The following is a 25,898-nucleotide window of genomic DNA, read 5'->3' as shown; positions in this document are numbered from 1 at the left end:
CCGGCGAGCGAGCTCATCAGACGCACCCGCCACAGACGCACCGCCACAGTAGACGCGGGCCTGTCGACGTCGACGACGCCGCAAAAGGTTATTTCAGATTGCCCAGCATCCAGTCGACCGTGGCGCGCACCTGTTCTTCGGTCAACCCCGGGTTGCCACCTTTGGGCGGCATGATGCCGCCGTCCGGGCCGGTGTAGCCCTCGATCGCGTGCTTGTACAAGGTGTCCTTGCCCTGGGCGATACGCGCGTCCCAATGCGAGTGGTCCAGCGTCGGCGCCTTGCCCACGCCGGTGGTATGGCAGGCGGTGCACAGGTTGTCGAAGATGGTCTTGCCGTCGGTGGTGCCACCGTAGGCGGACTGCGAGGACGCCTTGGCCAGCGCTGCGGCCTGGGCCGCAGCCTGTGCGGCTGCACCGGTGGTGCCGGCATAGACCGCGCCCGCCGGTGCGATGCGCTGCTGCACGCGCTTGACGGCAGTCGGCGACACCTCATCGGGGATGGCACGCTGCAAATAGGCTGCCAGGGCGATCAGGCCCAGGGTGATGACTACAAGTAATCCGATCACCATCGAGAATTTTTTCAGGAACTCGAGGTCGTAATTCCGCACGCGCTCACCCCTGGCTGTTGGTCGAAGACCTCTGCTAACGCCGGAGTATAGAGCACAGTTCATGCCCGTCTGACCAGCGTGCATGACAGTTTTTGCCGCGATGTGCGCTGCGCCCTGACCGGCTGTAGCCCCTGTGCGCGGGCACGCTCGCGCCCGCCGACAAATTGCCGCAGTGCCGCATGGCATGTTGGTCTCTGCGAAGGGAATTGCGTATCATTCCCATCAACCCACGGTGACGCGCCTGCTGCCTCGCCCGGTCCCGTCAACGAGGAGTCGCCGCGATGAAGTCTTTCCTGCTGTCCTGCCTGGCCTTGGCCAGCATCAGTCTGTCCGCCCAGGCCCACGAAATCTGGATCGAACGCGATGGCAGCGGCCCGGTACGCATCTTCTTCGGCGAGCCAGCGCAGGAGACCCTCGACCACGGCCAGGACGAGATCAAGCGCGTGGTAAAGCCAAGCGTGTTCGGTACCGCCGGCAAGGCCGGTGCCCTGACGCGTGGCGACGACGTCCTGACCGCGCCGCTCGCCGGTGCCGGCGATGCGTGGCTGAGCGATGACAGCGTGTTCGAGCCGTGGAAGGGCGAAGCCGGCGGGTTCGAGACGGTGAGCTATTACGCCCGTGCCGGGCGCAGCACGCCAGCGGCCAAGCTCGATCTGGAGCTGGTGCCCACCACCGCCAACGGCAGCACGCTCACCGTGCTCTATCGCAACAAGCCGCTGCCCAAGGCCGAGGTCACCGTGATCGACCCGCAGAAGTGGCAAAAGACGCTCACCTCCGACGACAAGGGCCAGGTCACCCTGCCCAAACTGCGCGCCGGTCGCCACATTCTGGTGGTGAACAACAAGGAGCCGGTGACGCGTGAGATCGCCGGCAAGCAGGTGTCGATGGTGCATCACATCAGCACCCTGACCTTCGTCGCCGAATAAGCATCGCGTTAGGTCAGCCACGCCTGTCGCCCGCCTGATGTCCAGTGCATCGCCCCTGTCGCTTCCATGGTTCCGGCGCCCGTGGCTGGGCGTGCTTGCGCGCACGCTGGCGGCGATCTTCGGCGGCTACGCGCTGGCCAGCGCGACCAATCTCTTGCTTGCACTGGTCTTGCCGTTGCCGCGTAGCGAAGCGGTCTTGACCAGCATGCTGGTCGGCATCGTGGTGTGCGCATGCGCGCCGCTGTGGGCATTCGCCACCGCCAGCGTGTGGCGTGCCTGGGCCGGCATTACGGTGCCGGCGGCACTGATGTTTGCGCTGGCCACCTGGCTGCAACGGGGTATGGCATGAAGCAGGGATTCCGCCAGTCGATGGCCTGGCTGCACACCTGGACCGGGCTGCTGGTCGGCTGGGTATTGCTGCTGATCTTCATGGGCGGCACGGCCAGTTATTACCGCGACGAAATCAGCCGCTGGATGCGCCCGGAGCTGCCCACCACCACGGTGAGCACTGAGATCGCACTGCGTAGCGCCGAACGCTATCTGCAAACGCATGCAGCCGATGCGCTGAGCTGGAACATCACCTTGCCGGAGACGCGCAACCCGGTGGTGAGCATGTATTGGCAAAACCCTGCGCCCGCCGACGGCAAACCGGCAAGTCGCCGGCAACTGTATGGCAATGCCATCATCGACCCGGCCACCGGCAAGGAGATCGCCGCGCGCGACACGCTAGGCGGCGAGTTCTTCTACCGGCTGCATTTCGACCTGCATTATCTGCCGGTGCTGTGGGCGCGCTATATCGTGGGGTTCTGCGCGATGTTCATGCTGGTGGCGATCATCAGCGGCGTGATCACGCACAAGAAGATCTTCAAGGACTTCTTTACCTTCCGCCCGGGCAAAGGCCTGCGGTCGTGGCTGGATTTCCATAACGTCAGTGCGGTGACCGCGTTGCCGTACCACGCGATGATCACCTATACCGGCATCGTGACCTTGATGTTCATGTACCTGCCGTGGGGCATCAAGGCACGCTACGCCGACGATGAGATGCGCTTCTACGACGAGTCGGCCAACCGCGTGGCCGATACGCGGCAAGCGGCCGGTACGCGGGCGCCGATGCTGCCGTTGGAGCAGTTTGTGGCACGTGCGCGCCGCGATCTGCATGGGGCCGATATCGGCAACGTGGCGGTGTCGCTGCCCAACGATGCGCATGCCGCCGTTGGCGTGAGCCAGTTGGCAGCCAAGCTGTCCACCACCGCGCCGTCGATGCTGTACGACGCGGTCAGCGGCGAGCGCCTGCAACGCAGTAGCGCGCCCGGCGGCGCGAGCGAAACACGCGGCGTGATGGTCGGCCTGCATATCGCGCACTTCGCCGGCCCCTGGTTACGCGTGCTGTTTTTCAGTTCCGGATTGCTGGGCTGTTTGATGGTGGCCAGCGGCGTGGTGATGTGGGCGGTGAAAGAACGGCCCAAGCATCTGAAAGCCGGCCGCATCGGGTTTGGATTGCGCCTGGTGGATGCACTCAATATCGGCACGGTGGCCGGCTTGCCGATCGCCTTTGCCAGTTTCTTCTGGGCCAACCGGCTGTTGCCGGTGACGCTGGAATCGCGCGCGGCGATGGAAGCGAACCTGTTCTTCGCCGCCTGGAGTGTTGCGTTGCTGGCTGCGTTCGTGTGGCCGCGTCGCGCGATGTGGAGCTGGCAGCTGTACATAGGCGCCGCCTTGTTCGCGCTGGTGCCGCTCGTCAACGCACTGACCACCGAGGTGCATCTGGGCGTCACGCTGCCGGCCGGGCAATGGGCGTTGGCCGGTGTCGATCTGGTGTGCCTGGGCCTGGGCGTGTGCCTGGGCATTGCCGGCTGGCGCCTGCAGCACTGGAAGGCGCCGCAGTCGGCAGCCGCGCGCCGTGCACGCGCCACCACGACTGCGGCAGCGGTGCAAAACAACGTCCACGTGCAGGAAGGCGCATGAGCGTGCTGCTGTTGCTGGCGCTGAATTTTTCCGGATTCGCCGCGCTGTGTCTGGCGATGGAAAAACATCAGCACGAGGTCCGTGGCCGCAGCCTCGGCACTGCCCGCACGCGGCAGCTGCGCATCGTCGGCTGGTTACTGCTGTCGCTCACCTTCGGCATCGCCGTCCATGCACAAGGCTGGGGTATCGGGCCGGTGCTATGGCTGGGGACAGTGACCGCTGCAGCGGCACTGTTATCGCTATGGCTGCTGCCGTACCGGCGTGCACTGATCCTGCCGGCTGCGATGGCCGCCCCGGTGCTGGCCGGCATGGCGCAGCTGCTGGCCGGTTGAATCCGGTCGCGCTGTTTCGCGGCGGCAGTGCCCTGGGTTGCAGCGGTTTCTGGTGTGCTGCGATTTCCGCTGCTTTCGCGCACGCGGCGTTGCTGGGCACGTGGACGCGCCAGGCAATCTTCAGGACATTGGTCACGCGCGTCTTTGCCGCATCGCGGCCGCAATGACGTCCCGTGCGTTCGATGCAGGATCCGCAGCTGCCGTGCGTCTGGCCGCTACACCGCTGTCGGCGGGTCGCCCCAACTGCGGCCATCGCGCGGCAGGCGTCCATCGTCGAGCACGCGCAGCACCTGATCGGGCTGCAGCATGTCAAGGAACACCGCTACGTTGACGCCATTGGGCGCGGCCATGCTCGGGAAGATCACGCCGGGAATCAGCGCCTCGCGCAGCATGTCGCCAAGCACCCAGCTGACCGGCTCGACCTTGTTGACCAGAGCCTTGCGCCAGTCGTCGGTCCAGTCGGCCCATAGTGCGTCCCAGCTTGCGTCGAGCAGGCGCAGGTCGGCCAGCGCAGGCAACGCGGCCGCATAACTGACCAGCGTAAACGGCGGCAGGAACGGCGCCGCCTGCGCATATTCGGCGGCGGCGGTGTCCAGTTCCATAGCCAGATACAGCGCCGGCTGACCGAAGCGGTTGAAGCGGCCGCCCGATCGCGCTGCACCTGCGCCGCTCAGCGGTTCGGCGGCCCAGCGCGGAGTGAAGGCGCGATACAGCGTGCAGTGCGCCGGGGCGCTCAGCCTCAACCCGCGGCCCCGGCGGCGACGGTGCGCAGATACGTCAGCGCGTCGTCGGTGCGGCCCTGCTTGACCACTTCCAGCAGCGTGGCGAATTCGAACGCAGGAATCGGCGTGTTTTTGAGATGGAACACCAGTTGGCGCTCGTCCGGCTGGATCTGCGCCATCGCCACCAGCAAGCGCGACAGGTTGCGCAGCAGATCCTGCACACGCGGACTCTCCGGGTGCACGCGCAGACTGTTGCGATGCACGCCGGCAAGCTCGGCCAACTCCTGCTGCGACAACTCCAGCAGGCCCGCCATGGCCGACGGCGAGAGGATGGTGCGATCGGGCGCGCGCAGCCGCTCGGTCAGGGACAGCGGATTGAGGACGGCGACCATGGCATGTGCTTCGATACGGAGTGCGCACAGTATATGCACAGTAATCCACCTCCATCCAGCACAGCCAGATGCATGGTCAGTGCATCCTCAGGCGGGCGCGGCTGCGCCCACGGCGCGCAGGCAGAAGCCGCAGATCGCCTCCACCAGGTGCTCGCCCTGCTGCGGATCGCCCCGGCTGGGGGCAATCGGTCCGACCAGGGCTTCGGTAAAGGCGCCGACGATGCAGGCCGCGGCCGCATCCAGCGACTGCTCGGGGAACTCTCCGGCCGCCACGCCTTCGGCGAGCAACTGACGAAACACCTCGCCAAACAGGCGACGGCCACGGATACGTTCGGCATCCACCTCGCTCTCCACCGGCTCGGCGATGAAAGCGTAGGCCAGCGCCGGGCCGGCCAGCGCTCGCCGCACAAAGGTGGCGATGGCGCTGCGCAGGCGCTCGGCCGCGCTGGCATCGATGGTGGCGATGGCGCGCAGGATGGCCATCTCGCGCTGCACCGCCGCGTCGAGAACTTCGACGAAAAGCTCGGCCTTGGAGGGGAAATGCCGATAAATCTGCCCGGTCGAGACCCCTGCGGCGGCGGCGACCGCGGTGATCGGGGCATTGCGATAGCCGCCTTCGGCGATCAGGGCGCGGGCCGCGTGCAGGATGCGTTCGCGATTGCCGGCCAGGCGTTCTTCCATCAGGGCGGAGCGTCGATAAGCCATGGTGTGATTCTGGGTTCAATAGTTGAATTTTAGTTCACTTTTTTGTCGCGGACCGCTAGGCTGCCCCACATACGCCGTGCGGCCTGCCCGCTCCCACCCGGCACGTCCCGATCCTTGCGGAGTCGCTCCATGCATGTGCCGTCCTTGAACTTCGAGCTTGGCGAAGAGATCGATCTGCTGCGCGAAAGCGTCGCGGCGTTCGCCAGCCACCATATCGCCCCGCTCGCCGCCGCGGCCGATCACGACAATGTGTTTCCGTCGCAGCTGTGGCGCCTGTTCGGCGAACAGGGCCTGCTCGGGCTCACCGTGGAAGAAGAATACGGCGGCAGCGGCATGGGCTACCTGGCGCATGTGGTGGCGATGGAAGAAATCTCGCGCGCCGGCGGCGCCATTGGATTGTCGTACGGCGCGCATTCCAACCTGTGCCTCAACCAGCTGCGCAAGAACGCCACGCCCGAGCAGAAGCAGCGCTACCTGCCTAAGCTGTGCACCGGCGAGCATGTCGGCGCGCTGGCGATGAGCGAGGCCGGCTCCGGCTCGGACGTGGTATCGATGAAGCTGCGCGCCGACGCGCGCGGCGACCGCTTCGTGCTCAACGGCAGCAAGATGTGGATCACCAACGGCCCCGATGCCGACGTGCTGGTGGTGTACGCCAAGACCGACCCGGACGCCGGCGCACGCGGCATCACCGCGTTCATCGTCGAAAAGGGCATGCCGGGGTTCTCGACCGCGCAGAAACTCGACAAGCTGGGCATGCGTGGCTCCAACACCTGCGAATTGGTGTTCACCGACTGCGAGGTGCCTGCAGAAAACGTGCTGGGCACGCTCAACGGTGGCGTGCGCGTGCTGATGTCCGGGCTGGATTTCGAACGCGTGGTGCTGGCCGGTGGCCCGCTTGGATTGATGGCCGCAGCGATGGGTGTGGTGTTTCCGTATGTGCATGAGCGCAAGCAGTTCGGCGAGCCGATCGGTACCTTCCAGTTGATGCAGGCCAAGCTGGCCGACATGTACGTCGGGCTCAATGCCTGTCGCGCGTATGTGTATGCGGTGGCACGCGCCTGCGATGCGGGGCGCACCACGCGCCAGGACGCAGCCGGGGCGATCTTGTACGCTGCCGAAAAGGCGACCTGGCTCACCGGCCAGGCGATCCAGGTGCTGGGCGGCAACGGCTACATCAACGACTACCCCACCGGGCGCTTGTGGCGCGATGCGAAGCTGTACGAGATCGGCGCGGGCACCTCGGAGATCCGCCGTATGTTGATCGGCCGCGAGCTGTTCGAACGCACCGCCTGACGGAGCCACTATGAGCGTGATCACCAGCAAGCTGCAGATCAGCAGCGACAGCTTTCAGGTAAACGCCGCTGCGATGCGCGTCGTGGTGGACGATTTACGCCGCACCTTGGCGCACACAGCGCTCGGCGGCAGCGAGGCCGCGCGGGCAAAGCACGTCGCACGCGGCAAGCTGCTGGTGCGCGCACGCATCGACGCGCTGCTCGACCCCGGCAGCGCCCTGCTGGAAATCGCGCCGTTGGCGGCGCATGGTCTGTACGACGATCAGGTGCCGTGTGCGGGCGTGGTGGCCGGCATTGGCCGCGTGTCCGGCGTGGAATGCGTGATCGTGGCCAACGATGCCACCGTCAAGGGCGGCACGTATTATCCGATGACGGTGAAAAAGCATCTGCGCGCGCAGGAAATCGCGCAACAGAACCGCCTGCCGTGCATCTATCTGGTCGATTCCGGCGGCGCATTCTTGCCACTGCAGGATGAAGTCTTCCCGGATCGCGATCACTTCGGGCGCATCTTCTACAACCAGGCCAACCTGTCGGCGCAGGGCATCCCGCAGATCGCTTGCGTGATGGGGTCGTGCACCGCCGGCGGTGCCTATGTGCCTGCAATGAGCGATGAAACGGTAATCGTGCGCGAACAGGGCACGATCTTTCTCGGCGGCCCGCCGTTGGTCAAAGCCGCCACCGGCGAAGAAGTCAGCGCCGAAGAGTTGGGCGGCGCCGATGTGCATACGCGCATCTCCGGGGTGGCCGACCATTTTGCCGACAACGATCTACAGGCGCTGGCACGCGTGCGCGCGATCATTGCGCAGCTCAACTGGCGCAAGCCGGCTGCATCGTTGGCGCTGCAGGCGCCGTTGCCGCCGCGGCATGCCGCCGACGAACTGTATGGGGTGATCCCTGCCGATACGCGCAAGCCGTTCGATGTGCGCGAAGTGATCGCGCGCATCGTCGATGATTCGCAACTGGACGAATTCAAGCCGCGCTATGGCAGCACCCTGGTCACCGGCTTTGCGCATCTGCACGGCTACCCGGTGGGCATCATCGCCAACAACGGCATCCTGTTTTCCGAGTCCGCGCTGAAGGGCGCACACTTCATCGAGTTGTGCACGCAGCGCGGCATTCCGCTGGTATTCCTGCAGAACATCACCGGCTTCATGGTGGGACGCAAATACGAACATGGCGGCATCGCCAAAGACGGCGCCAAGCTGGTGATGGCGGTGGCCTGCGCCAAAGTGCCCAAGTTCACCGTGGTGATCGGCGGCTCGTTCGGTGCCGGCAATTACGGCATGTGCGGCCGTGCGTATTCGCCTAATTTCCTGTGGATGTGGCCGAACGCGCGCATTGGCGTGATGGGTGGCGAGCAGGCCGCCAGCGTCTTGGCCACCGTGCGCCGCGACGGCATCGAAGCCAAGGGCGGCGCGTGGTCGGGCGACGACGAAGACGCCTTCAAGGCGCCGATACGCGCGCAGTTCGAGCAGCAGGGCCATCCGTACTATGCCAGCGCACGGCTGTGGGACGACGGCATCATCGACCCGGCCGATACACGCCGTGTGCTGGGTCTGGGCTTGTCGGCGGCGTTGAATGCGCCGATCGAGCCAACGCGTTTTGGCGTATTTCGCATGTAAGCGGCAGCGTGTGCTGGCAGGCACCGCAGGTGGTGCCGGCTGCGCGCTGCGGTTGCTCCATCGCCAGACAGGTAGCGTTCGACCAGATGTCAGCGTCACCTGTCCGTCTCCAACGCATGCATCGCACCTGCTGTCTTCGCACAACGACACATCCGCGCTTTTAATCGCAAGACTTTAATCGCACGACCGCCGGCCACGCTGGCGATGTGCAGAGACCGACCCGATGACACAGCACGACTCCATTGCCACAGTACCGCAGCGGCCGTTCGACAAGATCCTGATCGCCAATCGCGGCGAGATCGCATGCCGGATCATGGCAACCTGCCGCAAGCTCGGCATTGCCACGGTGGCGGTGTATTCGGATGCCGACCGCGATGCGCGGCATGTGCGTCTGGCCGACGAAGCGATCCATCTCGGCCCGGCACCAGCGCAACAGAGCTATCTGCGCGGCGATGCGATTATCGATGCGGCACGCGTCAGCGGCGCCCAGGCGATTCATCCCGGTTACGGATTTCTTTCTGAAAACGCGGCGTTTGCAGACGCCTGCGCGCAGGCCGGCATTGTGTTCATCGGCCCGCCTGCAAGTGCGATTCGTGCGATGGGCGACAAGAGCGCCGCCAAGGCGTTGATGGAACGCGCGGGCGTGCCGTTGACGCCGGGCTATCACGGCGACGAGCAGGCCTCTGCGTTTTTGCGCGCGCAAGCCGATGCCATCGGCTACCCGGTGTTGATCAAGGCCAGCGCCGGCGGTGGCGGCAAGGGCATGCGGCGGGTCGATACCAGCGCCGCGTTCGACGAGGCATTGGCCAGCTGCCAGCGCGAGGCGCAATCGGCGTTTGGCAATGCGCACGTGCTGGTGGAGAAATATGTCGAGCGTCCGCGGCATATCGAGATCCAGGTGTTCGGCGATACGCATGGCGAGGTGGTGTATCTGTTCGAACGCGATTGCTCGGTGCAGCGCCGGCACCAGAAGGTGCTGGAAGAAGCGCCCGCACCCGGCATGACCGAACAACGCCGCGCAGCGATGGGCAAGGCGGCCGTGGATGCAGCGCGCGCGGTGGGATACGTCGGCGCAGGCACGGTGGAATTTATCGCCGGGCCGGATGGCGATTTTTATTTCATGGAAATGAATACCCGGCTGCAGGTGGAGCACCCGGTGACCGAGTTGATCACCGGCACCGACCTGGTCGAGTGGCAACTGCGCGTGGCCGCAGGCGGGCCACTACCGCAACGCCAGGATGCGCTGCGTATCCACGGCCATGCACTGGAAGCGCGCCTGTATGCCGAAGATGCCGACCGCGGTTTTTTGCCTTCGACCGGCACCCTGCGCCAGCTGCAGTTGCCGGCTGCCAGCGCGCATGTGCGCATCGATGCAGGCGTGGAGCAAGGCGACACCATCAGCCCGTATTACGACCCGATGATTGCCAAACTCATCGTCTGGGATATCGACCGCCCCGCCGCACTGGCGCGTATGCGCGAGGCGCTGGCACAGGTGCATGCGGTGGGCGTCACTACCAACAGCGCGTTCCTTGCGCGGCTGGTCGGCACCCACGCGTTTGCGACTGCCGATCTGGATACCGCGCTGATCGAACGCGAACATGCGGCGTTGTTCGCCGATGCGGTGGTCCCGGACACCGCTTGGTGGTGTCTGGCGGCGGTGTTGATGACACACGCGTTGCCCAAGGCGACGCCGGACCTGGCCGACCCCTTTTCGCCGTGGCAGGACAGCGATGGATGGCGCATCGGCGCGCATGCAGCGCACACCGTGCGGTTGGAAGCCGCTGGCGAGCATCGCGAACTGGGCGTGCGTCGCCTCGCCGATGCGTGGCAGGTCACGCACGCAGACACCACACACACGCTGCGCTACCACGCACACGACAACGCACTGCGGGTGGAATTGGATGGTCGCCAGTGGCGTGCACACGCCTTGCGTGATGGCACCGCGCTGATCGTCAGTGATTCCAACCAACGCGCGATCTTCCATCACCACGACGCGTTGCTGGAGGCGGACCAGCCAGCGCACGATGCCGGCGGACTCACTGCACCGATGCCCGGCCGCATCGTGGCGCTGGTCGCGACAGTGGGGCAACCGGTCACTCGCGGGCAGGCGCTGGTCGTGCTGGAGGCGATGAAGATGGAACACACCCTGCACGCCCCCAGCGACGGCACGGTGCAGGCGTATCTGGTGGCCGAAGGCGATCTGGTCGCCGACGCCGCCTTGTTGGTGGAATTCGTGTCCGCGAAAGCGTAGACCCGCCCGGCAGGGTGACCAACGGCACGTCCGCGCGCGTCGGTCCTGGTCTTAGCGTGGCAGTATCGGCTGGATTGGCCGCGACCCCAACCGGAGACTTTCATGCAACGCCTGCTTCTCGTTTCCAGCATGCTGCTGGCCTTGTCCGCCTGCAGCGACAAGACCGCACCGGCCGACAGCACTGCGGCAACCCCGACGCCGGCTGCCACGCCTGCACCGGCGGCGCCGCCGGAACTGATCACCCGCGACGCGCTGTTCGGCAATCCCGAGCGGGCGAACGTCAGCATCAGTCCGGACGGCAAGTACCTGAGTTGGGTGGCCCCGCTGGACGGCGTGCTCAACGTCTGGGTCGCGCCGGTGGATGCACCGGATCAGGCACGCGCGATCACCAAGGACACCGCACGCGGCATCCGCAGCTATTTCTGGACCCATCACACCGACACCTTGTTGTACCTGCGCGATAACGGCGGCGACGAGGATTTCCATCTGTTCTCGGTCAACCTGAGCGATGGCAGCAGCAAGGACCTCACCCCGTTCCAGAAAACCAATGCCGAGGTGGTCAGGATCAGCGCACACCACCCTGAGTCGATCATGGTCGGCATGAACGACCGCGACGCCAAGTGGCACGACCTGTATCGGGTCGATCTGGCATCGGGTAAACGCACCCTGGTGCAGAAGAACACCGACAGCCTGGGCACCTATCTGCTCGACGGCGACTACCAGCTGCGCTATGCCACCCGTGCCACCGACGATGCCGGCAGTGAGTTGCTGGTGCCCGATGGCAAGGCGTGGAAGAGCGTGGACCGCATTCCGTTCGAGGATGTCACCAACACCTCGCCGCAAGGACTGACCGACGACGGCAAGACGCTGTACATGCAGGATTCGCGCAGCCGCGATACCGCTGCGCTGTATGCCATCGACACCGCCAGCAATGCACGCACGCTGCTGTTCGAAAACCCGAAGGTCGACGTCGGCAAAATCTTGAGCGACCCCAAGACCGGCGTGGTACAGGCGGTCTCCACCGATTATCTACGCGAAGAATGGAAGGCGCTGGATACCAGGATCGCTGCCGACCTGCAGAAACTCAAGTCGCTCGGCACCGGCGATGCCGAGGTCTCCGCACGCACGCTCGATGACCGCAACTGGATTGTGGCCTACTCGGCTGCGGAAACGCCGACCACGTACTACCGCTACGATCGCGCCGACGGCGGCAAGCTGAGCAAACTGTTCTCCGCCCGCCCCGCACTCGACGGCAAGCCGCTGGTGCCGATGTGGCCGCAGGCACTGACCGCGCGCGATGGCCTCACCCTGGTCAGCTACCTCACGCTCCCCGCCGAGGCCGACGCCAACCACGACGGCAAGGCCGACAAACCGGTGCCGTTGGTGCTGTTCGTGCATGGCGGCCCGTGGGCGCGCGACAGCTATGGCTACGGCCCTTACGAACAATGGCTGGCCAATCGCGGCTACGCGGTGCTGTCGGTGAATTTCCGCGGCTCTACCGGCTTCGGCAAGGCCTTCACCAATGCCGGTAACGGCGAGTGGGCCGCCAAGATGCACGACGATCTACTCGATGCGGTGCAGTGGGCGGTCAAGCAGGGCGTCACCAAGCCCGACCAGGTCGCCATCATGGGCGGCAGCTACGGTGGATACGCCACGCTGGTGGGCATGACCTTCACGCCGGACGCATTCAAGTGCGGCGTGGACATCGTCGGGCCGGCCAATCTCAATACGCTGCTCGGTACCGTGCCACCGTACTGGGCCAGCCTCTACAAGCAACTGACCAAGCGCATGGGCGACCCGGCCACCGAAGCCGGCAAACAATGGCTGACCGAACGCTCACCGCTGACCCATGTCGACAAGATCAGCAAGCCGTTGCTGATCGGCCAGGGCGCCAACGACCCACGCGTCAAGCAGGCCGAAAGCGACCAGATCGTCAACGCGATGAAGGCCAAGAACATCCCGGTGACCTACGTGCTGTTCCCCGACGAAGGCCACGGCTTCAGGCGCCCAGAAAACAGCAAGGCCTTCAACGCGGTGACCGAAGGGTTCCTGAGCCAGTGCCTGGGCGGCCGCGCGCAACCGATCGGCGCGGACTTCGAAGGCTCCAGCCTCACCGTCCCGGAAGGTGCCGACAAAGTCACCGGCCTGAGCGATGCGCTGAAGACGCATACGCAGGCGATTCGGAAGTAGGTATCCGGTGGTGCAGCCGGAGTCGGCTGAATGTATCTGCGGATACTGATCGCATTGCGCTCAGCGGCTATCCACCGAGCGCAATGCGCAGTGCGGCACATCGACCGAACGCCATCACTCCACAACAAATGCCGTGATCCCACGATGGGGCCACCCGCGCAGTGCGCGGGATAGCCCACCGTTTTCGGCATCGACATGTACGCGCGCTTGGCATGACGGCGGCGCCCAACCCGGCAGCCGATCACGCAAGAATTGTCGGCTAGCTCGACGCCCAGACTTCGTTGTTGGGATCAAGCTCCATGGTTTGCATGCTATCGCCGCGCACACCGAAGCCGCACAGCGCCACAACACCTTCCATGATCGGCTCCAGGCCGAGCAATGCTTCGATCTGGACTTCATTGATCGCGCAGGTGACGAATGCACCCAAGCCCACATCTGTGGCTGCCATGTACAGCGTTTGCGAAAAATGGCCTGCTTCCAGCGCAAGCGCGCGATACGCCTTTGCATGCATGCGGTACTTCCAGAAATTGCGGTAGTAACGCGGACAGAGCGCCACGATCACCTGCGCATTGGCGAACCAGTCCTGCCCTGCCAGTAGAGTCAGCGCGACATCCTGCAGATTGTCCACCTCCACACCAAGCGGCTCCAGGGCATGATCGACGGGAAGATAATGGTAAATCCCATCCGCAATACCCGACACGTTGCGGATCAATAGATACGCGTCCAACGGATGCAGGCCGCCACCCGACGGACTTGAGCGCTTGAGAAACACGGTTTCCGGATCGGCCTCCAGCACTGCATTTGCAGCGAAGGTTCGCTCGATGATCCGCGCAAACACCGCAGCATCCATGTGCGCATCGGTTTCGAAATTTCTGCAGGTGGTACGACGCCGTAGCACTGTGTCCAGGTAGCCGTGGTCCTGGGCGCGTGCGAGGTAAATTGCATCGATCGTTCCCCGTCGCACCTGCTCGGGCGGCGGCGGGCCGAAGGTCCGCAGCAATGCGCTTGCAGTGTCCGCGCCTGCGTCCTTGGCTGCCCGCGCTGAGTCGACATCATTCCAACGGGTAAAGGCGTGATAGGTCGCTGCGAGTGGATGCCACTGGCTGTGGCGCTGTACGGTATCGCGCTGCTGTGCCGGATGCGTCTGTTCGCTGTCTTCTAGTAGCAGACCCTTGTCCAACAGCGATCGCACAACAGATAGGTCTTTAATGGTCGTGGCGTCTTGCCAGTTGCTCGGACTCACCCGGCCCAACACAAGCGCTTCCGCTTCGGTCAGCACACACTCCGCATCCAGATGCGGCGCAAGCGCCACCCAGCGTAATGCGCGCGAGGCACCGGCACCTCCTGCGCATAAATCGACAAGATCAATTGCAACAGACTCTCTAGGCTCGAGATAGACAACCGCACAACGCCTTACCCGCATGTTCTTGAACTCATCTTTAGATTGATCTTCTAGCGGTCTGGACTTAGATTTCTTGAAGACCTCCCTACCATTGAAGAGCATGAACGAGAACGAGAAAGGCCCTGCCCCGCTACAACCGGACACCGCGCACAGGCTGCTGGATCTTCTGGCAACCGATGATGGATTCCGCGATCTGTTCAAGAACGACCCGAAGGCCGCACTGGTGCAGGTCGGCCACCCCCCCGAGGATGCAGCACTGCTCGCCGCTCAACTCAAGGTAGAAACCCTGGCCGACAAGGCTTCCATCGCACAGGCACGCGACGACATCCACGTCAGCCTGACGTCGTCGGTCAATATGCAGCCGATTCGACTCAATGTTCCCTCGGGATCGACGCCCCAGCTCAAGAAGTAATCGTGCTGCGGCAAATGACATCCTGGTTCATTTGCCGCCAGCCTTCATGGCATCGAAGACATTCATCGGCTGCTGGCACCACCCACAGCCGCCGAACTCGGCATAAGCGCGCCCATGCGCGTTTTTCAGCCATCTGGATTCGTTTGCCGCAGAACGTTGATCGTTCAAAGACGTGTACGCCTCTTTCAGGACGACGTGATACTGGTACGCCTCAGTACCATCCAGACGCGGCTTGAGCAGCTGGACGGCCTCGCTGGCGCGCCCCTCAAGGAGCGCCGTCCGTGCCTGCAGCAGCAAGACCAGCTCGGCCACAGAGGGCATCTTGGCCAGCTCCGGCTTGGCCATGAGGGTCTGCAAGACCGCCTTGGCCGTTGCCGCGTGCCCCAGGCGTTGCCCTAACAATGCCAAGGAAGCGGCGACCACGGCATTGGAGCGCTGGCTGAAACCATCCGCGCTTGTTGAGATACTCGCCAACGCCTCAGGAACCGTCGCCTTGATCGTCGCCAGGACCTCGGCATGCTGTCCCTGCGCATACTGCGCTGCGGCCATGGCGACGACCGATTGCCGATAGCGTGTCGACGTGTGCTCTATCCCGTTGGAAAGACGCTGTATTTCTGGAAGCGCCTTGTCGCTGCGCCCTTCATCGATATAGATGGAGACCTGATCGAAATAGGCGACATCCAGGCGTTTCTCGTCCGGCCAGATGGCATGCGCAGCCGGAAAATCTCCCATCACCGCCAGGGTGACCGCTTCCCAGACTGCAGCCGATGCCAGACCTGACGCTCTTGCCGAGCGAAATGCTGCCAGTGCTTCCTTCTTTTTTCCCAACGCCAACTGCATCCGACCGAGAAGCTCCAATGCCAACGGATCGTATTCGTAGCGCGACGATGCCGCACTCTTGGCATAGACAAGCGCCTCGCTGTAGCGATTGCGCGCTTCCAGCGCGTACGCCGTATTCTCGGCCGCAGCGAAATCATCCGGATACAGATTGGCCATCTGCATCCATTTCTCGTATGCGTTTATTGGATCCTTGATCTGTGCGTACCACGCGTCCAGGTAGACCTGCTCGCGCGGAGGAAGCTTTTCTCGAAAGCTGAGGGCTTTTTCCAGATAAGGCAATCCGAGGAGTGGTTCTTCCAAGTAATAATTACAGCGCGCGACGCCGACATTGGCCAGTGCAAATGTCGGGTCAAGCTCCACGGCCCTCATGTAATAGTCACGTGCACGCCGATAATGCCCGGTGCCAAATTCGCGCTGCGCCAGGGCGTACGCGTTCAATGCATCCATGTTTGCAGTGGACACGCGCGGCAACGGTGCAGAATTCACCTTGATCGACGCTAGCGTTTCGCCAAGTCCTGCACGCAGATTGGAGCTGACTGCGTCAATGGAAGACAGCAAAGAGCGCTGGCCGCGGCCCTCCGAGTGATACATGTAGATCGTCGCCTGCGTGACAGGATCGATCACTTCGACGGTGACCCGGAGATTTCCGCCGACATCCGCCACGCTGGGCAATATCAAGGCTTTGGCGCCCGAGCGCAGGGCGATTTGCGCACCCAACGCACGATCGATCTTGGCACGATCACTCTGCTTCATCAGTTCCAGCATGTCGTGCGCGCGTTTCTCGGACACGAGGTTGACGTGCTTGGACTGCTGGAGACTGAGCCGTAACGCCTGCTGCAACGGGTCATCCAGTACGGTGCTGTCGGTGAGGTTGTGCAGGTCGCCGACCACCACCCAATCACGTTCGGCAAAAGCGATGGCAGGCTCCGGACGACCGATGACCCACAAGATGCCGGCGGTCAGCACGATCAATGCGACCTCCGTCGCCAACGCCGCCGGCCGGCGCCACAACGGCACATCGCGCCACGCCTTGGCGGAGTTTTTCGGGGTGCGCAGCGGGGTCAGGCCGACTTCGCCGACCTCGTAGATTTCCATCGGCGTGGGCACGCCTTTGAAGCGCCAGCGGCCGTGGGATTTCCACAGGATGCGCTCGACCCGCTCGCCCAGTTCGCGCGCGGCGCGGTGCGTCAGCGATTCGGCCACGGCCGAGATCAGGATCTGCCCAGGCCGCGCCATCGACATCAGGCGTGCGGCCGTCGGTTTGGCCAGGCCTTCGACTTCCAGCGGTTTGGCGCCGATGCTCACCGCCTCGTCGCTGTTGCGCCAGGTCAGCACTTCGCCGACATGCAGGCCTTGGCGCGCACACAGAATAAGGGCGTGGGCATCGCTCATTGCTTTGAGCCCACGCGCGTAATCCAGCGCAAAGCCCAACCCGTCGATCGGGCGGTCGAACAACAGCAGCAAGCCGTCGGAGCGGTCGATCAGGCGGCCGCGCCACTGCTGCTGCAGCTTGACCACCAACCGATCGTGTTCGCGAAACAGCGCGGCGGCGGCGTTGTCGCCGATGCGTTCGACCAGTGCGGTCGAATCGCACAGGTCGGTTAGCAATAGGGTTCGCAGACGCGGCGCCTGCATCGCCTCCGACGACGCGTCCTTGCGTGCGTGGGTGCGGGCGCTCATGCCTTAGCGATGCCCCGGTGCAAGCGTGCTACCGGATGGAAGCGGTGCAAGCGCTTCGTGCATGGCCAACACATTGCCGCCCTGGCGCTTGGCTTCGTACAGCGCGCTGTCGGCGAGCGTGTACCAGTCGTTCCAGGCCGCATCGGCATCGATCATGCACAGGCCGACGCTCACCGAGCAGCCCTGCTCGCTCTGGCCGTTGCACAGGCGCGCCTCCACCGCGCGCACGATGCACTCGCCAATGTGGTGCACCAGTTCCGGGGTGCCTTGTGCAACCAGCACGCAGAATTCGTCGCCGCCGAGACGGCAGGCAAGGTCACCTTCGGCGATGACCGAACGCAACGCATGCGCCACGTTCTGCAACACGCGGTCGCCGGCAAGATGACCGAACTCGTCGTTGATGCGCTTGAAGCGGTCGCAGTCGATCAGGATCAGGCCGACGCCCGGCACGTTGCCGGCACGTCGGCATTCCTGCAGATACAGCGCCAGACCGCGCCGGTTGTGCAACCCGGTCAGCTCGTCGGTACGGCTGAGTTCTTCGGTGTGGTTGAGCTGATGCGAGGTGACGTAGAGATTATCCAGCGCCGCTTCCAGATCGTGGTTGCGACGGCGCAGCTGGCGGATCAGCAACTGCTCGTTGTTGACCACGCGCACGATGGAGCGACGCAGGAAATGCGCCACCATCGAAGGGTCGTGGTCGACCAGGCGCTGAAAATCGTCATGCGCCAGTTCGATCAGGCGGCTGTCCATGGATGCGCTGGCACCGGCACTACGCGCGTGATCGCCGATCAGCAGGCCGAGTTCGCCAAAAAATTCGCCCGGGCCCAGATGCTTGAGCATCAGATCCTCGCCGAAATCCAGGTCGATCTGGCCACTCACCACGATGAACATCTGCGTGCCGATCGCACCGCGCTCGAACAGCGCCTGGCCTGCCGCAAGCTCACGGGTACGGCCGAAACGGGCGAAAAACGCCAGTTCGTCAGCGGTCATCAACGCATGCAGCCCGTCCGAGAGCGTCTTGGCGACGCTGCCCGTCGGCTCGACTGCGCCTGCGGTGTTGTGGCAAGTCATCCTGTTTCCTTAGGCCGGCCTGCAACGTTAGCCCATGGACAAATCCTACAGGACCCCCTTGTTCAGCACCAGATCACACTTGTTCTCATTACAAAAGAGACGAATTGTCGGGTACTGCTTAAAAAAAAAGGGCCCGGTTTCCCGAGCCCTTCCCCCTCCCGGGGTGGCGAAACGTGGGCAGCCCGCTGCAGGCTAGGCCGCCTTCTCGCCGTGAAACTGTTCTTCTTCGGTAGAGCCGCGCAGCGCGGTGGTGGACGACTGCCCCTGCTGGATCGCCTGCGTCACCGCATCGAAGTAGCCGGTGCCCACTTCGCGTTGATGCTTGACCGCAGTGAAGCCCATTTCCGCCGCATCGAATTCGGCTTGTTGCAACTCGACGAAGGCGCTCATCTGGCGACGCGCATAGCCGTGCGCCAGGTGGAACATGCCGTAGTTGAGTGCATGGAAACCAGCCAGGGTGATGAACTGGAATTTATAGCCATAGCTCGCCAGCTCGGTCTGGAATTTGGCAATGGTGGCATCGTCGAGATTCTTCTTCCAGTTGAAGCTGGGCGAGCAGTTATAGGCCAGCAACTTGCCTGGAAACTTGGCATGGATGGCCTGTGCAAATGCACGCGCGAATTCCAGATCCGGCTTGCCGGTCTCGCACCAGATCAGATCCGCATACGGTGCGTACGCCAACCCGCGGCTGATGGCTTGATCCAGCCCGTTGCGGGTTTTGAAGAAACCTTCGACGGTGCGCTCACCGGTAGTGAACGGCTGATCGTTGGCATCCACGTCGCTGGTGATCAGATCGGCCGCTTCTGCGTCGGTGCGTGCAATCAGCAGCGTCGGCACACCCAAGACATCGGCGGCCAGGCGCGCGGCGTTCAATTTTTCGATGGCTTCGCGCGTGGGCACCAGCACCTTGCCACCCATGTGGCCGCACTTCTTGACCGATGCCAGCTGATCTTCGAAATGCACGCCGGCAGCGCCGGCTTCGATCATCGCCTTCATCAGCTCGAAGGCGTTGAGCACGCCGCCAAAACCGGCTTCGGCATCGGCCACGATGGGCTGCAGGAAGTCGATAGTGTCGTTACCTTCGGCATGATGCAGTTGATCTGCGCGCAGCAAGGTGTTGTTGATGCGCTTGACCACCGCCGGCACCGAATCGGCCGGGTACAACGACTGATCCGGATACATCTGCCCGGCCAGGTTGGCATCGGCTGCCACCTGCCAGCCGCTCAGGTAGATCGCCTTCAAGCCGGCCTTGACCTGCTGCATCGCCTGGTTGCCGGTCAACGCGCCCAGGGCGTTGACGAACGGGGTGGCGTGCAATGAAGTCCACAATTTGTCCGCGCCCAAGCGCGCCAACGAATGCTCCACATGCACGGTGCCGCGCAGGCGCACCACATCGGCGGCGGTGTAGTTGCGGGTGATGCCGGTCCAGCGCGGGTTGGTGGTCCAGTCCTGCTGCAGTTGTTCGGCGTTTTGCAGTGCGGTGCTCATCTTGCGTTCTCCTGAAAAGGGACGACGGATGGAACGAGGAAGAAACGGCGTGCATGACACGGCATGCGGCATGGCGGGGCCGTCGTTGCGCATGCGCGCAACGGGCGGTGTACTGCGTGGAGGTGAGAAGTGCAGCGACAGCATGCGAGGTGTCGCTGCAACGCGGTGATTAATCGATCAGTTGGTACGCCGGCACGGTAAGAAAGTCCGCCAGTTCATCGGCGCGGCTGAGCTCTTCCAGCAACGCAATGGCTTCATCGATTCGCGCTGCGCCGGGGAGTGCCGTGGTTGTGCCCAACCGTGCCGGCAATGCGCGCAAGGTTGCCTGCAACAGCTGTTGATCGATGGCGGTGCCGTCGTCCAGATGCTGGCCGTGATGCAGCCACTGCCACAGCTGCGCGCGGCTGATTTCGGCGGTGGCGGCGTCTTCCATCAGGTTGTGGATCGGCACGCAACCGTTGCCATCCAGCCAGGCGGCCAGATATCGCACGCAGACTTCGACATTGCCTTCGAAACCGGCGCGGGTGACGCTACCGGCGGACGGTGCGATCAACATGTCGCGCGTCACCTGCACATCGTTGCGCAACACATGCTGCTGATGCGCGGTGGGCATGTGTTCGTCGAACAGTTTCATCGCCACCGGAATCAAGGCCGGATGCGCCACCCAGGTGCCATCGTGGCCGGCGCTGACCTCGCGCAGCTTGTCGGCGCGCACGCGGGCCATGGCCTGCTCGTTGGCGGCCTCGTCGTGGTTGATCGGAATCTGCGCGGCCATCCCGCCCATCGCATGCGCGCCACGGCGGTGACAGGTCTTGATCAGCAGTTCCGAATACGCCTTCAAAAACGGCTGGGTCATGGTGACCTGGCCACGCTCCGGCAACACGCGGTCGCGGTGCGCACGAAAGGTCTTGAGATACGAAAAGATGTAGTCCCAGCGCCCGCAATTGAGCCCGACGATGCGCTCGCGCAGCGCGTGCAGGATCTCGTCCATCTCGAACACCGCCGGCAGCGTTTCGATCAACACGGTGACCTTGATTTGCCCATGCGGCAGACCCAGCATCGCTTCGATATGCGCCAGCGCGGTGTCCCACAGCGCAGCTTCTTCCATGCTCTGCAACTTGGGCAGATACAGGTACGGGCCGCGGTCCTTGGCCAACAGCGCGCGGCCGTTATGAAAGGCGAACAGTGCGGCATCGAACAGGCCGCCGGCCAGCGGCTGGCCATCGATGTGGACGTGTTTTTCGTCCAGGTGCCAACCGCGCGGGCGCACAATCAGCACCGCGCGCTCGGCTTCGGGGCGCAACGCGTAGTGCTTGCCATTGGGCGCATCGAAGGTCAGCTCGCCGCGCACGGCGGCGGCTAGGGTGCGCTGGCCGGCCAGCAGGTTGCGCCAGGTCGGCGCGGTGGAATCCTCGAAGTCGGCCATGAACACCTTGGCACCGGAGTTCAGTGCGTTGATGACCATCTTCGGATCGGTCGGGCCGGTGATCTCGACGCGGCGGTCCTGCAGCGCCGCCGGCAGCGCGGCCACCCGCCAGTCGCCCTCGCGGATGGCGCGGGTGTCGGCACGGAAGTCCGGCAGCTGGCCGGCGTCGAAGGCGGCCTGGCGGGCACGTCGCTGGGCCAGACGCTGCTGGCGGCCAGGCTCGATCGCCCGATGCAGCGACACCAGCAGCGCCAGCGCGGCCGGCGGCAGCAGCTCCGCTTGCCCCGCTACCTGGGTGGTCAGCGACAGACCGGGCGTGGCTTGGGCGGTGGGACGTGAAGCGAAAGCGGTGGCAGACATGTGGAGGTCCTTGTGCATCCGGACCTGCACCGTGCGCCCCCACCAACTATTTGACAAAGCAGTTTTATCAATGCTGTAAATAAGCTGGACTTATACTTTCGCTGGAAGCCCGCCCGACATGGCGCCAACCCCTCGATTTTCCTACAAATCCGACCGCCTCAAGCCGCTGCGTGCGTTCTGTCAGACGGTCCGTCTGGGCTCGGTCTCACGGGCTGCTGAGGCGCTATACGTCAGCCAGCCGGCGGTGACGTTGCAATTGCAGGCGCTGGAGCGCGACCTGGGGGTGGCCTTGTTCGAGCGCTCCGGGCGACGCCTGGCGCCCAGCCGGGAGGGACAGTTGCTGTACGACATGGCACTGCCGCTGGTGGAAAGCCTGGACGGCCTGGAGGCGAGCTTCCGCGAAAAAGTGCGCGGGCTGGATGCCGGCGAGCTCAACATCGCCGCCAACAGTTCCACCATCCTGTATCTGCTGCCGCGCATCGTGGCGAACTTTCGCGCCCGCCACCCGGATGTGCGGCTGACCCTGCACAACGCGATCAGCGCCGACGGCACCGACCTGTTGCGCGAGGATGCGGTGGACCTGGCGGTCGGCTCGATGCTGGATGTGCCGGCCGACCTCAACTACGCCCCGGTGTATCGCTTCGAGCAGCTGTTGATCACCCCGCCCGATCACCCGCTGGCGCACAAGGCCACGGTGTCGCTGCAGGATCTCTCGCCCTATCCGTTGATCCTGCCACCACGTCGGCAGGTGACCTATCGCCTGGTCGACCTGATTTTTCAGCAGGCGCGTGTGCCGTACACGGTGGCGCTGGAAGTGGGCGGCTGGGAAGTGATCAAGCAGTACGTGGCGATGGGCATGGGCATTTCCATCGTCACCGCGATCTGCGTGACCGATGCCGATCGCGACAAGCTGGCAACGCGCTCGCTCAAGGAATACTTCCCCACCCGCAGCTATGGCGTGGTGGTACGCAAGGGCAAGTATCTGTCGCCGCAGGCACGCGCGTTTATCGAATTGATCCAGCCGGATCTGTTTACGCCGCGCGGGTATGACGAGAGTGGCGATTCGGAGCGCTAACAGCATCGCTCTTGCAGCGAGCGATGCGGCCAGCGATAACTGATTTAACGCCCCTGCGCACCGTGCCGGACGCTGATACTGCCCAACACCGTGGCACCGCATACACGAAACCGTTGCACGGGCGATGAGTTGCGGGGCCTTACTCGGGAGCCCCGTGTAGCTCGGCAGTGCGCGCTCGCAAGTCTCACGTAGATGACAACAAGGCGCGTTTGGTAACGCCTGCTTGTGTGCACAGGCCCAGCTGAAGACCAACAACTAGAGCGCGTTGGTCAGATGCGCGCGGATAGCGCGAATGAACCAAAGTGTGCGGGCAGCAGTGCCGATTGCAGGCACCGCCCACGCCGCCCGATGGACGCGAAGCCGTGTTGCCTGCGGCACTTACTCGCGCCCGTAAAGCCCCAGAAACATCTCCACCGCCGACTCGGCCACCTGCGCTTGCTGGGCGGGCGACAGCGGCGGCTGCCCCATCGCCAACTGCGGCCAGAACGCGAACCCCTTCACCAGCGCCTGCAATTGCTGCGAGGCGAATTCCGCATCGACCGCTGCCAGGCGGCCATCGGCCAGCGCGGCGCGCAGCCAGGTGGTGGTGCCCTCTTCCTTGCTGCCCAGTTGCGCCAGCAGGGCGCGCGCGCGTTCGGGCGAGTGGATGCATTCGGCAATCGCCACGCGCGACAGATCGATAAAGGCGGCATCGTCGAGCAGCCGCAGCTTTTGCTGCAGCAATTGCGTCAACTGCGTGCGCAATGATTGGTCGGGGCGATAAACCAGACTCACTGCCTCGGCACTGCGTTGCCACAGCCCGCGCAGGATCTCGCCGAACAACGCGTCCTTGCTGGAGAAATGGTTGTAGACGGTGCGCTTGGACACGCCCGCCGTCGCGGCCACGCGGTCCATGCTGGTGGCCTCGAACCCGTGCTGGCTGAATTCGGCGATGGCCGCTTCGAGAATGGCGTGGCGCTTGCGGTCGGTAAGCCGCTGCGGTGCCGGCGCTGCGTCGGATGAACTGGACATGGTGCAATGTTACACCGAGCAGTTTACATTCCCAAAATAAAACTACACTGTGTAGTGTAACTAAAGCGCCGGTACCGCCGGTTCGCCCGCCCCCAACGATGGATAGCGTCGTGCTCACCCAGTCCCGCCACCTGCCACCTACCGCTTCGCATGCCGCCTCGCCGCAGTTCCGCAACGGCCGGTTCCGCAACGCGCTGCCCACCCGCTTGAGTCAGCCCGGTGTGTTGGCTGGCCTGCGCCTGCTGTGGGAAGTGCTGTTCAACAAGCCCGCGCACACGGTGCCGTCGCAGGCGCTGCCGGTGCTGCCACTGAGCGCGGCGCAGCTGCGCGACGCGCCCGACCATAGCCTGTTCCGGCTGGGCCATTCCACGGTGCTGATGAAACTGCGTGGCGGCCTGTGGTTGACCGACCCGGTGTTCTCCAAGCGCGCCTCGCCGTTCGCGTTTGCCGGCCCCAAGCGCTTCCATGCGCCGCCGATCGCGCTGGACGACCTGCCGCCGCTGGCCGGCGTGCTGTTGTCGCACAACCACTACGACCATCTGGACCGCGCCACCATCCGCGCCCTGGCCGACCGCGTCGGCGTGTTCGTCGCGCCGCTGGGCGTGGGCGATCTGCTGGTGCGCTGGGGCGTGGACCCGGGCAAGGTGCGGCAGCTGGATTGGTGGCAATCGGTGGACGTGGGTGGCCTGACCCTCACCGCCACCCCGTCGCGGCATTTTTCCGGCCGCGGCCTGTTCGACCGCGACCGCACGCTGTGGTGCTCGTGGGCGATCCAGGACGCCGATCTGCGGGTGTTCTTCAGCGGCGACGGCGGCTATGGCCCGCACTTCAAGACGATCGGCCAGCGTCTGGGGCCGTTCGATGTGGCGCTGATCGAAAACGGCGCCTACGACCAGATGTGGCCTGACGTGCACATGCAACCGGAGCAGAGCCTGCAGGCGTTTATCGATATCGGCGGCCGCACCTTGCTGCCGATCCACAACGGCACCTTCGATCTGGCCATGCATGTCTGGTCCGAGCCGCTGGAACGCATCGTGGCGCTGGCAGCGGACGCGAACGTCGCGCTGGCCACCCCGCACATGGGCGAACGGGTGGATTTACGCAGCCCGGCCACCGGCGAGCGCTGGTGGCGCACGCTGCCCGAAACGCTGGCGTTGGCGCAATGAGCGGCTGGACCCTGGCCGACCTGCCACCGCAGCGCGCAAAAGTGGCCGTCATCACCGGCGCCAGCGTGGGCGGGCTGGGCTATGAGACCGCGCTGGCGTTGGCCGGTGCCGGCGCCAGCGTGGTGCTGACTGCGCGCAACGCCGACAAGGGCGAAGCCGCACGGCAGGCGCTGCTCGCCGTGCATCCGCACGCCACGGTGCGCGTGGAAACGCTGGACCTTGCACACCTGGCATCGGTGCGCGCGTTCGCCGAGCGACTTGGCGCGCGCCAGCAATGGGTGGACCTGCTGATCAACAACGCCGGCGTGATGGCGCCGCCGCAGCGGCAAACCACCGCCGACGGAATGGAGCTGCAGTTCGGCAGCAATTATCTGGGGCATTTCGCGCTGACCGCGCAGCTGCTGCCGTTGCTGCGCGCGGCAGCGGCGCCGCGTGTGGTCAACCTGTCGAGTCTGGCGCATCGCAGTGCCCGCATCGATTTCGATGATCTGCAGACCGCACGCCCGTATCGGCCGTGGAAGGCGTATGGCCAGTCCAAGCTGGCGATGTTGATTTTCAGCATGGAACTGCAGCGGCGCAGCGACGCGCAGCGACGCGCAGCGACGCGCGGGGCTGGGGCGTGCGCGCCATCGCCGCGCATCCCGGTCTGGCGCGTACCGCCCTGATCGCCAACGGACCGGCGGCTGGTGGTCGCCGCACCGCGATCGGTGCAGCGACCGCGCTGCTGGGGCCTTACATCAGCCACTCCGCGGCCGCTGGCGCGCTCCCCACGTTGTATGCCGCTACCGACCCGCAGGCACAGGGCGGCGGATATTACGGCCCGGATGGCCTGTTCGAACTGAAGGGCGCCCCCGGCCCGGCCACCATCGCCCGCCAGGTCCACGACCGGCAGGTGGCAACGCGCTTGTGGGAGACCTCGTGCACACTGGCGGATGTGGCGCTCTGATCACGACGCGCTGCAGA

23 protein-coding genes are annotated in these 25,898 nt (G+C 64.5%); 13 read left to right on the top strand and 10 right to left on the bottom strand.

Annotation, left to right across the window (positions count from 1 at the left end; genetic code table 11):
* Nucleotides 1-88: 88 nt before the first annotated feature.
* Nucleotides 89-607: a c-type cytochrome gene (locus tag ABQU90_RS11485; RefSeq protein ID WP_055853623.1), complete on the bottom strand. Its 519-nt coding sequence runs from the start codon at nucleotides 605-607 to the stop codon at nucleotides 89-91.
* A 281-nt stretch (nucleotides 608-888) separates the two neighbouring features.
* Between ABQU90_RS11485 and ABQU90_RS11480 the strand changes: the two genes are divergently transcribed.
* Genes ABQU90_RS11480 through ABQU90_RS11465 form a run of 4 tightly spaced genes read left to right on the top strand, consistent with a single transcriptional unit; the run spans nucleotide 889 to nucleotide 3,830 of the window.
* Nucleotides 889-1,533: a DUF4198 domain-containing protein gene (locus tag ABQU90_RS11480; RefSeq protein WP_323521021.1), complete on the top strand. Its 645-nt coding sequence runs from the start codon at nucleotides 889-891 to the stop codon at nucleotides 1,531-1,533.
* 37 nt (nucleotides 1,534-1,570) lie between these two features.
* On the top strand, nucleotides 1,571-1,882 hold the full coding sequence (locus ABQU90_RS11475) for a DUF3649 domain-containing protein (protein ID WP_323521020.1): 312 nt from the start codon (nucleotides 1,571-1,573) through the stop codon (nucleotides 1,880-1,882).
* Nucleotides 1,879-3,498, top strand: a complete 1,620-nt coding sequence (locus ABQU90_RS11470) for a PepSY-associated TM helix domain-containing protein (protein WP_323521019.1) — start codon at nucleotides 1,879-1,881, stop codon at nucleotides 3,496-3,498. Before ABQU90_RS11475 ends, ABQU90_RS11470 begins: the two co-directional genes overlap by 4 nt.
* Nucleotides 3,495-3,830, top strand: a complete 336-nt coding sequence (locus ABQU90_RS11465) for a DUF3325 domain-containing protein (RefSeq protein ID WP_323521018.1) — start codon at nucleotides 3,495-3,497, stop codon at nucleotides 3,828-3,830. Before ABQU90_RS11470 ends, ABQU90_RS11465 begins: the two co-directional genes overlap by 4 nt.
* Before the next feature lie 215 nt (nucleotides 3,831-4,045).
* Here ABQU90_RS11465 and ABQU90_RS11460 read toward each other — a convergent pair whose 3' ends face one another.
* The 3 genes from ABQU90_RS11460 to ABQU90_RS11450 form a co-directional block, all read right to left on the bottom strand.
* Nucleotides 4,046-4,573 (bottom strand): RES family NAD+ phosphorylase, encoded by a 528-nt coding sequence (locus tag ABQU90_RS11460; RefSeq protein WP_055853633.1) that lies wholly within the window; start codon nucleotides 4,571-4,573, stop codon nucleotides 4,046-4,048.
* A complete protein-coding gene (locus ABQU90_RS11455) occupies nucleotides 4,570-4,944 on the bottom strand; it encodes a hypothetical protein (protein ID WP_055853635.1) in 375 nt (124 codons plus the stop codon). The genes ABQU90_RS11460 and ABQU90_RS11455 overlap by 4 nt, the downstream gene beginning before the upstream one ends.
* Before the next feature lie 87 nt (nucleotides 4,945-5,031).
* Entirely contained in the window at nucleotides 5,032-5,649 is a 618-nt protein-coding gene (locus tag ABQU90_RS11450; RefSeq protein ID WP_323521017.1) for a TetR/AcrR family transcriptional regulator, read from the bottom strand.
* Nucleotides 5,650-5,778: 129 nt separating this feature from the next.
* Here ABQU90_RS11450 and ABQU90_RS11445 point away from each other — a divergent pair, with 129 nt between their 5' ends.
* The 4 genes from ABQU90_RS11445 (at nucleotide 5,779) to ABQU90_RS11430 (ending at nucleotide 13,004) form a co-directional block, all read left to right on the top strand.
* Nucleotides 5,779-6,942 carry an isovaleryl-CoA dehydrogenase gene (locus ABQU90_RS11445; protein WP_323521016.1) on the top strand — a complete coding sequence of 388 codons (1,164 nt, stop codon included), beginning with the start codon at nucleotides 5,779-5,781 and terminating at the stop codon, nucleotides 6,940-6,942.
* Nucleotides 6,943-6,952: 10 nt separating this feature from the next.
* On the top strand, nucleotides 6,953-8,563 hold the full coding sequence (locus tag ABQU90_RS11440; protein WP_323521015.1) for a carboxyl transferase domain-containing protein: 1,611 nt from the start codon (nucleotides 6,953-6,955) through the stop codon (nucleotides 8,561-8,563).
* A gap of 223 nt (nucleotides 8,564-8,786) precedes the next feature.
* On the top strand, nucleotides 8,787-10,814 hold the full coding sequence (locus tag ABQU90_RS11435) for an acetyl/propionyl/methylcrotonyl-CoA carboxylase subunit alpha (protein ID WP_323521014.1): 2,028 nt from the start codon (nucleotides 8,787-8,789) through the stop codon (nucleotides 10,812-10,814).
* 102 nt (nucleotides 10,815-10,916) lie between these two features.
* Nucleotides 10,917-13,004 (top strand): S9 family peptidase, encoded by a 2,088-nt coding sequence (locus tag ABQU90_RS11430; protein WP_323521013.1) that lies wholly within the window; start codon nucleotides 10,917-10,919, stop codon nucleotides 13,002-13,004.
* Nucleotides 13,005-13,263: 259 nt separating this feature from the next.
* Here ABQU90_RS11430 and ABQU90_RS11425 read toward each other — a convergent pair whose 3' ends face one another.
* A complete protein-coding gene (locus tag ABQU90_RS11425; RefSeq protein ID WP_323521012.1) occupies nucleotides 13,264-14,508 on the bottom strand; it encodes a putative peptide maturation dehydrogenase in 1,245 nt (414 codons plus the stop codon).
* Between ABQU90_RS11425 and ABQU90_RS11420 the strand changes: the two genes are divergently transcribed.
* Nucleotides 14,507-14,818: an NHLP-related RiPP peptide gene (locus tag ABQU90_RS11420; protein WP_115526751.1), complete on the top strand. Its 312-nt coding sequence runs from the start codon at nucleotides 14,507-14,509 to the stop codon at nucleotides 14,816-14,818. The genes ABQU90_RS11425 and ABQU90_RS11420 overlap by 2 nt on opposite strands.
* A gap of 27 nt (nucleotides 14,819-14,845) precedes the next feature.
* Here ABQU90_RS11420 and ABQU90_RS11415 read toward each other — a convergent pair whose 3' ends face one another.
* The 4 genes from ABQU90_RS11415 to aceB form a co-directional block, all read right to left on the bottom strand.
* A complete protein-coding gene (locus ABQU90_RS11415) occupies nucleotides 14,846-17,338 on the bottom strand; it encodes a putative peptide modification system cyclase (protein ID WP_407078723.1) in 2,493 nt (830 codons plus the stop codon).
* A 3-nt stretch (nucleotides 17,339-17,341) separates the two neighbouring features.
* Nucleotides 17,342-18,409: a GGDEF domain-containing protein gene (locus ABQU90_RS11410; RefSeq protein WP_115552631.1), complete on the bottom strand. Its 1,068-nt coding sequence runs from the start codon at nucleotides 18,407-18,409 to the stop codon at nucleotides 17,342-17,344.
* Nucleotides 18,410-18,601: 192 nt separating this feature from the next.
* Nucleotides 18,602-19,897: an isocitrate lyase gene (aceA, locus tag ABQU90_RS11405; protein WP_055853656.1), complete on the bottom strand. Its 1,296-nt coding sequence runs from the start codon at nucleotides 19,895-19,897 to the stop codon at nucleotides 18,602-18,604.
* A gap of 169 nt (nucleotides 19,898-20,066) precedes the next feature.
* Complete coding sequence (gene aceB, locus ABQU90_RS11400; protein WP_323521011.1) at nucleotides 20,067-21,683, bottom strand: malate synthase A; 1,617 nt, start codon at nucleotides 21,681-21,683, stop codon at nucleotides 20,067-20,069.
* A 118-nt stretch (nucleotides 21,684-21,801) separates the two neighbouring features.
* Between aceB and ABQU90_RS11395 the strand changes: the two genes are divergently transcribed.
* Nucleotides 21,802-22,758 carry a LysR family transcriptional regulator gene (locus ABQU90_RS11395; protein WP_055853659.1) on the top strand — a complete coding sequence of 319 codons (957 nt, stop codon included), beginning with the start codon at nucleotides 21,802-21,804 and terminating at the stop codon, nucleotides 22,756-22,758.
* A 378-nt stretch (nucleotides 22,759-23,136) separates the two neighbouring features.
* Here the strand turns inward: ABQU90_RS11395 and ABQU90_RS11390 are convergent, their stop codons facing one another.
* Entirely contained in the window at nucleotides 23,137-23,769 is a 633-nt protein-coding gene (locus ABQU90_RS11390; RefSeq protein ID WP_055853661.1) for a TetR/AcrR family transcriptional regulator, read from the bottom strand.
* Nucleotides 23,770-23,867: 98 nt separating this feature from the next.
* Here ABQU90_RS11390 and ABQU90_RS11385 point away from each other — a divergent pair, with 98 nt between their 5' ends.
* Genes ABQU90_RS11385 through ABQU90_RS11375 form a run of 3 tightly spaced genes read left to right on the top strand, consistent with a single transcriptional unit; the run spans nucleotide 23,868 to nucleotide 25,881 of the window.
* Nucleotides 23,868-24,935: an MBL fold metallo-hydrolase gene (locus tag ABQU90_RS11385; protein ID WP_311239452.1), complete on the top strand. Its 1,068-nt coding sequence runs from the start codon at nucleotides 23,868-23,870 to the stop codon at nucleotides 24,933-24,935.
* The gene (locus ABQU90_RS11380) at nucleotides 24,932-25,600 is read left to right on the top strand and encodes an SDR family NAD(P)-dependent oxidoreductase (protein WP_323521010.1); all 669 of its coding nucleotides are present in this window, start codon (nucleotides 24,932-24,934) and stop codon (nucleotides 25,598-25,600) included. Before ABQU90_RS11385 ends, ABQU90_RS11380 begins: the two co-directional genes overlap by 4 nt.
* Nucleotides 25,555-25,881 (top strand): SDR family NAD(P)-dependent oxidoreductase, encoded by a 327-nt coding sequence (locus tag ABQU90_RS11375; RefSeq protein ID WP_323521009.1) that lies wholly within the window; start codon nucleotides 25,555-25,557, stop codon nucleotides 25,879-25,881. The genes ABQU90_RS11380 and ABQU90_RS11375 overlap by 46 nt, the downstream gene beginning before the upstream one ends.
* The last annotated feature ends 17 nt before the right edge of the window (nucleotides 25,882-25,898 follow it).

It is taken from the genome of Xanthomonas sp. WHRI 10207, from assembly GCF_040202975.1.
Taxonomy (GTDB): Bacteria; Pseudomonadota; Gammaproteobacteria; order Xanthomonadales; family Xanthomonadaceae; genus Xanthomonas.
Note: the sequence above shows the minus strand (reverse complement) of the source record. Positions and strands in the feature narration are given on the sequence as shown.